The following is a 471-nucleotide window of genomic DNA, read 5'->3' as shown; positions in this document are numbered from 1 at the left end:
TCCATATTCATATTCGATAAATAGCATCGTGTTACCTCCCTGCAGGATCTCTCCGGTAATGTCATCTCTATCGATCTCTTCATATGCAGGGCGTAAGATCTTTTCTATTCGATGTCTATCGATATGAGGATTATGGATCGTGATTTTTGCGGCTGTGTCATATCGGGATGAACGGACAGAGACTTTTATATCTTTTTGTGTGTATCCTGCTTCTTTCAGCGATTTTCTTATCTTCATACTCAATTCTTTATTCGTCATGCTTTTATTCCTCCTCGTGGGGTCACCACTCACTTCATGTAAGGTAGCTGCCTTACACTTTCTTCACACCGCTGAAGGCGGAGCAGTCAAGGAGCCATAAGGCAGGGTGGAGATTTTCCGCTAGGAAAATACAACCCGGTCCTTGAGTGAGGAAGCAGAAGCGGTATTCCATACCTACATGGCAACTTGCCATGTAGCCTGCCGGCAGATATG

1 protein-coding gene is annotated in these 471 nt (G+C 44.6%); it reads right to left on the bottom strand.

Features of this window, described 5'->3' with window-relative positions; genetic code table 11:
- Positions 1–258, bottom strand: a 258-nt coding sequence (locus NE665_RS24005) for a hypothetical protein (RefSeq protein ID WP_256302718.1), incomplete at its 3' end; no start/stop codon positions are given.
- Positions 259–471: the final 213 nt, after the last annotated feature.

This window comes from Clostridium sp. DFI.1.208 (assembly GCF_024463855.1).
GTDB lineage: Bacteria > Bacillota_I > Bacilli_A > Erysipelotrichales > Erysipelotrichaceae > Clostridium_AQ.
This window is presented reverse-complemented; position numbering and strand designations above follow the sequence as displayed.